This window comes from Dysgonomonas sp. 25 (genome assembly GCF_010501075.1).
Lineage (GTDB): Bacteria > Bacteroidota > Bacteroidia > Bacteroidales > Dysgonomonadaceae > Dysgonomonas.
Genome location: NZ_QVMN01000031.1, coordinates 1 through 393, shown reverse-complemented (window position 1 = coordinate 393; position 393 = coordinate 1). Strand labels below are relative to the sequence as shown.

The following is a 393-nucleotide window of genomic DNA, read 5'->3' as shown; positions in this document are numbered from 1 at the left end:
CAGCAGCACTGCCTGGATTTTCTACGGCTACTGCGGCTCCTTGAGCTACGGCAACTCTCGGGTCTTTACGATTTACGCCAGGGTGTTCCGTGCTTTTTCGGTTTAGAAAAAGACCTTAAAACCTTAAAACCTTTTTGAATGTAGCGGCCTATGCAAAATTCAAGTTCATCGGGATTCAAGTTCGAAATGCTGCAAATCGAAATCGACGCAGTCTTGCTGTCGGTTGCGACAGCGCAGCTTGTCGAGAAGATAAACCGCGGCTTCAAGTTCACAATCGGCGAAGCCACGATGAAAGATGCGCTTGAACAGGGCCGCTACATCAGGAAAGGTGTCAAGGTTTTCGACGCGCAAACAAAGCTGAAGTATTTCAACGCTGCCGACAATGCGCTGGAT

Annotated in this window: 1 protein-coding gene; it reads left to right on the top strand. The window is 48.9% G+C overall.

From position 1 onward, the window contains the following. Nucleotides 1–150: 150 nt before the first annotated feature. A partial coding sequence (locus D0T66_RS16090) for a hypothetical protein (protein WP_163358322.1) occupies nt 151–393 on the top strand: 243 nt, incomplete at its 3' end.